The sequence below is a fragment of the Candidatus Omnitrophota bacterium genome (assembly GCA_040755155.1).
Lineage (GTDB): Bacteria > Hinthialibacterota > Hinthialibacteria > Hinthialibacterales > Hinthialibacteraceae > JBFMBP01.
Genome location: JBFMBP010000117.1, coordinates 21,057 through 27,546, shown reverse-complemented (window position 1 = coordinate 27,546; position 6,490 = coordinate 21,057). Strand labels below are relative to the sequence as shown.

Annotated in this window: 7 protein-coding genes; 1 reads left to right on the top strand and 6 read right to left on the bottom strand. The window is 38.8% G+C overall.

What is annotated here, in order from left to right; genetic code table 11:
• The 4 genes from AB1656_17710 to AB1656_17695 form a co-directional block, all read right to left on the bottom strand.
• Positions 1 to 184, bottom strand: a 184-nt coding sequence (locus tag AB1656_17710; protein MEW6237223.1) for a nucleotidyltransferase domain-containing protein, incomplete at its 3' end; no start/stop codon positions are given.
• Positions 185 to 368: 184 nt separating this feature from the next.
• On the bottom strand, positions 369 to 740 hold the full coding sequence (locus AB1656_17705) for a hypothetical protein (GenBank protein MEW6237222.1): 372 nt from the start codon (positions 738 to 740) through the stop codon (positions 369 to 371).
• Positions 741 to 747: 7 nt separating this feature from the next.
• Entirely contained in the window at positions 748 to 1,161 is a 414-nt protein-coding gene (locus AB1656_17700) for a response regulator (GenBank protein MEW6237221.1), read from the bottom strand.
• A gap of 4 nt (positions 1,162 to 1,165) precedes the next feature.
• Positions 1,166 to 3,817 carry an ATP-binding protein gene (locus tag AB1656_17695; GenBank protein ID MEW6237220.1) on the bottom strand — a complete coding sequence of 884 codons (2,652 nt, stop codon included), beginning with the start codon at positions 3,815 to 3,817 and terminating at the stop codon, positions 1,166 to 1,168.
• Between the two features lie 222 nt (positions 3,818 to 4,039).
• Here AB1656_17695 and AB1656_17690 point away from each other — a divergent pair, with 222 nt between their 5' ends.
• Positions 4,040 to 4,183 (top strand): hypothetical protein, encoded by a 144-nt coding sequence (locus tag AB1656_17690; GenBank protein MEW6237219.1) that lies wholly within the window; start codon positions 4,040 to 4,042, stop codon positions 4,181 to 4,183.
• A gap of 105 nt (positions 4,184 to 4,288) precedes the next feature.
• Here the strand turns inward: AB1656_17690 and AB1656_17685 are convergent, their stop codons facing one another.
• Together AB1656_17685 and AB1656_17680 are read right to left on the bottom strand one after the other, a co-directional pair.
• Positions 4,289 to 5,419, bottom strand: coding sequence for a VCBS repeat-containing protein (locus AB1656_17685; protein MEW6237218.1), 1,131 nt, complete (start codon positions 5,417 to 5,419; stop codon positions 4,289 to 4,291).
• Positions 5,420 to 5,483: 64 nt separating this feature from the next.
• Positions 5,484 to 6,464: a hypothetical protein gene (locus tag AB1656_17680; protein ID MEW6237217.1), complete on the bottom strand. Its 981-nt coding sequence runs from the start codon at positions 6,462 to 6,464 to the stop codon at positions 5,484 to 5,486.
• Positions 6,465 to 6,490: the final 26 nt, after the last annotated feature.

Here is a 6,490-nt window from a genome sequence, read left to right as displayed (position 1 = left end):
TGCGTTCCCAATAGCTCATATCGGAAAAGTTGGGCGAGATGACAACCAAGTCGATATCGCTGTCTTCACAAGCGGCGCCGACGGCATAAGAGCCGTAAAGAATAAGCTGTTCCACCTGAATATTGAACGACTCTAACGCTTTTTTGAATTGTCTGACGGTATCTAAAACTGCTTCTTGATCCATTGCAATACGTCTTTACGGTGAAGGCTTCCGGCAGCATAAGGGCCACGCCTACCCGCAGGAGAGTGTATTATTCCAATGGCTGCCGGGGGTGGCGGTGAAGGCGAGACAGTATTAAATACGATATTTGGGCTTGACTGGACTACAAGTTTGTATATTCTTTTTTTAAAAATACCATTCTTTAATCTTAATCTTCTTGAGGAGGTATAAACAAAAATTCGAAATATTTAATATTATTTTCACACACCTTCTTTACTGTAGGATCTTTTGTTATTTCCAATATCTTTTTCAATACATTAACTATATATTCTTGATAGTGGTCTTTATCAAAGGATTTAGATTTTTGTATCATATTTTCTATAGCACCGATTGACGATTCGCTATCATTCCATAAATCATGATTATTTAAATATACCAAAAATTCAAGTTTTTTAATTTTTTGACGAACAATTTTATAAGCAATATTTTCATTTCCATCAAAATTATCTAACTCTAATATTTCATGATGCAATGTAGTTATTTGTCCAATAATTATATTCAATATGAATTCATGATACATAATTATATCAACCTTTCAGTTCACCCTTAATTATATTTATAAGATTTGTTGGCGTTGTATCTATTTTCATGAAAAGTTTCTCATTTCCCGTTGTTTGAATTATATCATTTCTTTTCTCTGGATCAGCGACATTGGTTAAAACTAAAATAGGTACATCGGGAAAAAATTCTTTTAATTTCGGATAAAATAATATTCCAGTTCTCATACCTTGAGAAAATCCATCATCATTCTTATACCTTTTTGAATTCATCATTATATCCAAAATAATTATATCCGGTTTTGGATTTAATTTATTTTGATAATAAGTATAAACTTCATCTGGATTTTTTAATGAAATTATTTCATATTTTTCATATTCTAGGGCACGTTTATATTCTTTTAACCATATTTGCTCATCATCTATTAACATAACTCGAGTCATATTTTTATTCCTCCATTCTTTTGGGTGGATTATACCATTTTGGAGAAGTTTCCAATTCTCTTGGAATAAATATTTCAAAAGTCGTTGGATTTTTATTCTTCGTTACTTGAATTGTACAATTATGCGCTTCTAAGATTTCCTTAACAATCCATAAACCAATACCATCTCCTGAAACATTAAATTCGTCTACATTCGGACCTCGATAACCCTCCATGAATATTTTTTTCTCACACCCTTCAGGAATTCCCACTCCATTGTCTTCAAAAATTATTTTATATCCACGTTTCTCCCCCTTTGTCTTAACATTTACTTTAAATTTTTCAGGATCATCAAATGCAAATTTTATTGAATTTGTTAAAAGGTTAAAAAAAACTGATTGAAAATAATTATGATCAACATATAATTGTTGGATTTCTTGGAAAGAATCGTGTTTAATATTTCTTGAAGAGAAATTACGATCAAGTAACAATATCTCAATTTGCGTTCTTACTGGTTCAAAAATATCTTTCAATAAATAGATACATTTTATATTCAAAATGAACTCTTTTTGTTGAAAACGATAGAAATCTGCTTTGCTAATTATTCTTTTTGCTAATTCGCAATAAGATTTAATTTCGTCAATATATGGATAACGAAATCTATATTTATTAATTTTTGTTTCTCTATCTATTGCACTTATTGCACCTAGTATAGCAGTAATAGGATTTTTCAATTCATGAGAAATTCGAGATAATGTTTTTGCTTTTCTTTCTTCTGCAAGCCGAATGGATAAATGAGGGCTTACCATTTGGCATATTGCATCTAATATAGATACATCACTTTCAGAAAACATATTTGGTAAACAATATGATGTGGATTCAATATTTCTATTTCTACAACGAATAACACCTATAACATCATTCATACAATCCTTTAATGGAAAAAATAAAGTGGAAAATTTATCTGAAGACTTTACAATTTCCCAACTTTTACCTTTATTTCCTTCTAATTTCCGTGGATCATCAGTCAATAATGTCATACCATTCTTCCAAATATTCCCCGTTTTCCCCTCTCCATAATTATAGTATCGTTTATCTATCTCTAAATTTTCTTCCCATTGAATACCAGTTGATTCATGGGGTTCTAATTTATCTTTATATTCATTTACTAGAAATATTGTAATTCCTTCACATTTCATTTCCAACTGAATATTATCTTTTGCCCTACCTAAAAAATCTTTTAATGTTTTTTCTTTAACAAGAAGATTATTGATCGTAGATGCAGTAGATTGACAAATATCTTCTAATATGGTTTCAAAAGCGATGGCTATAGAGTTGCCTATTTCCATCCACTCCCTTTGTGTATTATCCAAATCAATGTTATCTTCAGGGAAAAGATTAATGACAAGTACAAATTGATTAGGATTATAGGTATTTAAAATCGGAATAGAAACCATCTTTTTTAGGCTAAATTCTTTAATGAGCGCGTCAGGTTCATTCATACGAAATTTTAAATGCGGTTTATCATGACAAATATTTGTTAAATCAAAAATTTCCACTTCTTGAGAATCGATAGCTTCACCAAAAAGACATGAATCACAACTTCGTAAATAAGGGTTATTATATTGTATTTTTTCATTAGGCCAAAATGAAAGAAGTCGAAGCGAGCCGGTAGTAGGTTTATTATTTGGGTAAATCGTCAGCATATTTGTAGGACTGTGTTCCCATATAGATATACATTTACAAGGAATTATTTTTTGCAATGATGACAGAATGAAATCACAAAATGATTTAATATCCTTCATTTTTGTAATATTTACCAAGGCGTTATAATATTCAGCTTTTTTTTCGTAAGTACATATTTGTTTGGACGTCTTCAAATTTATATGGGAAGGATAACGTAACGGATATTTTTTATCTACACTAATACCTTTTTCATTTAACCAATCTATGGAATATCTTGCACAATCAATTGGATCAGAAGGAGTGTAATCCTGTTCGATGACTAACCATAAATCCTTAAAAAACAACTCATTTGAATATTTTTCTCCATTTAGATTTCGTTCTTCATCAATATTTGTGATAACTTTAATAAATTCACTTAAATTTGATGAATCGGCAAAAACTTCCCCTTTTTCCAATTCAATAAAGCCGCGAGCATAACGGTGAAAAGAACGACCATAAATTGGAGACCAATCCTTCAAATGAATAGCAGCAATACGATTTGATTCTCTTTTTATAATTATTGCAGGATTATCTTTAGCAAAATAGAGATGCGCTGTATCTGGCAAAAAAAATATTTCAGGATGATCTTCTAATATTTTTTTCGATAACTCGTAATTATGAATTTTTTTATAGGCATGGGGATGTAAAGCAAGTTTAAAACCTCTAGATATTGCTTCTTTACATGATTTTTCATGCCAATTTTCGATATATAAATAAAACGGTTTGAATTCTTCACAATAATCAAAGCGTTTCCAAAGCTTTCCCCCTGCAAAACCTACAAATTTCAAATTCGTATCTTCTAGAAGTGATTTTAAATCCTTGACATTAGGCAACATAGAGGGTGTTTGAGCTATTTCAACACCGTCATATCCCAATTCCCGTAATTCTAAAAAAAGATTTGAACAATTTTTTATTTGTGGTCCACAAAGAATGGTCTGAAAAGCAATTTTCATAAAATCATTCTCCTCGAATATCACAAATTAATTAAAATTACTACATTATGGATGTATTTGTCAAGAGGAAATTATTAAAAATATAATATTTTTTGATAATTAATGAAGCATAAACCATAACCCATTGATAATTAAAAGGTTATATATAATATTACTGTGAATAATGGCTTTTTAAATAAATATGATGTAATATTTTATAATGTCGATTGTTACGTGGAATCGATGAAAGAATGGGCGCGAAGGCGCGGAGCGGAATACGACTGCGAATACGGCGAAGGTTTCCGCCAACACAAAGGCCACGCTTACCCACAGGAAAACGTCTTAATCCAATGGCTGCCAGCAGAGGCGGTGATGATGAGGCAATAGTGAATTCATGAATCGCAGGATGGGTCGCCTCATTCGATCCATCATTTTTAAAATTCCTCAATAACAATGGATCAAAAAACCTGCCCCATGCTACTTTTTTACTAACTAATTATTCATCCACAATTCAACAGGCTGATACTCGCCGCTCCAGTTGGCGCCCATCAAGTCGATATCGCCGTCCCCATCCACATCCCCCGCTTGGATGTAATGCGAGCCGCGAGTGGAGACTGTTTGTTTTATCCACTTCTCGCCTTGTTCGAGGTTGAGCATAATGACGAATTCATCCGGGTCCTGGCCTTGGTGCATTTCCGAATAGATGACGTCGATCGAGCTGTCGCCATTTATGTCAGCTGTTTGCAAGCCGTGGATGACGCATTCGATTTTTGGAATTATTACATGTTCTTTCCAAGAATCTTGCTTTGGATCGGGCGGCGCTTCGAACCAGGAAATCTTATAGAACTGTTCTTTCAATTCGGAGGGAGTCAAGACCATATCCAAACGTCCATCGCCGTTGATGTCCGCCGCTTGAACTGTGGCGTTGGGATGCCACTCGCCGTAGGAGCGAGCCGTCCAGGCCGCATCGATTTTCCCCGGATTTTCATACCAGACGCCGCCGATAACGATATCTTCATCGCCGTCGCGGTCGATATCGGCCAAATCGATTCCCTCGCCATGCGGACAGGAAATGTCGGCTTCTTTCCATCGATCGTTTTCTTGCTGAAGCCAAAGATGGATTTCATTCCCTTTTTTCGCGCCGAATTCGGACTGATCGCGGGTGACGATATCGAGTTTCCCGTCTTTATCCAGATCGGCGATTTCAATATCGTGCGTAGGGTGGCTGGCGATTGTATGCGTCTTCCAGAATGATGGATTCGCCTTATCGAATTTCCCCGGATTCTCGTACCAGAAGAGGCCGCCCATGACGATATCGGGATCGCCATCGCCGTCGATATCCGCCGCTTCGCCGTCGACGGTATTGTATCCGCCTTCGGCGATGGGACGCTTTTCCCATTGCGGGCTTTGATGCCAAACCAGAGGACCGCTCTGCCCGCCGATGACAATATCTTGCAGGCCGTCGCCATCGATATCCGCCAAGATTTTCGTCCAAGGATTTATCGGGCCGCGTTCGTCGACGATTCGATGAGTCATCGATATCTCGCCATCGCCGTAAATCCCATCGGCCAGGAACAAAAAACAGAATCCGGCCCCTAAAGAAAGCGCGAGAATGCGGTTCATGATTGCCTGATTATTCCTATGTCAAACGCTGTGCTATTTTCCATCCTCAAAATGGATGCGCAAATTACGCCGTCCATTGGCGGGGACGCTTTTTGTCTAGTTCTTTATCGTTGAGGATTTGGCTGGCGATGATGGCGTCTTCGACGACCTGAAAGTCGAACATGCCCGCGCAAACGAAATCGGCGCCGCTTTCAAAGGCGAACTGGAAGCCATCTTTTGGAGGTACGGCGCCAGCGGCCATGACTTTGAATGCGATCCAGGGGATTTTGATCGACTTCATATACTCGATCGTTTCCGCGGGATTGGTGCACCACATATTGTCGTGAGGCGGGATATTGCCTTTGGGCCTCTCTTCTTTGGGAGTGGCCGACCAATAGTTATCGGGGTGCAGCGTTTTCACCCAAAAATCGGGCTTGAATCCCGCTGCTTCGCAGGCTTGCACCGTCTCCAGGCAATGGGCGCCCAGACCGCCGGGAACGCCCAATTCTTTGATGTAATCCAGGGCTTCGCCGAGGAGAGCGGTCTTGCCGTCGCGCACGGCGTTATCGGCGATGCCTCCCTGCACGTAGACGGCGTGCGCGCCGCTATCGACGGAACGCTTGATGCCTTCCTTGATCGTCTCGCCCCAAGCGCAATCGGAAATCCATTGAATCTGGCCGCCGCGCTCTTTCCAATAAGCGTTGATGACGCGGTCGGAACGGGGATTGGTCAAAATCGTGTTAATGCCGTTCTCTTCCGCCAGTTCCAGAGTATCGAAAACCTTTTGGTCGGTGTGGTAGGCTTTGACTAGTTCGGAGACGTAGACCAAATCGCGGCTATGCGCCCAGCCGCCGATGAGGTTGCCGCCGCAGAAAAGACGGCTGATGGTCAGATTCTTGATTTTTCCGAAGGGGATTTTCTTGTCGCCGCTGGGGACGGCGGCGGGCGCTTCTTCGGCGCGGGCAAGCAGGTTCTGCTCTTCGAAACTGAATCCGGCGGCGGCGCCCGCAACGGCGGCGGATTTCATGAGGAAACGGCGGCGATCGATAGAATGATTTTTCGGCATAACGGTTTCTCCCTTTTCGCAAGATT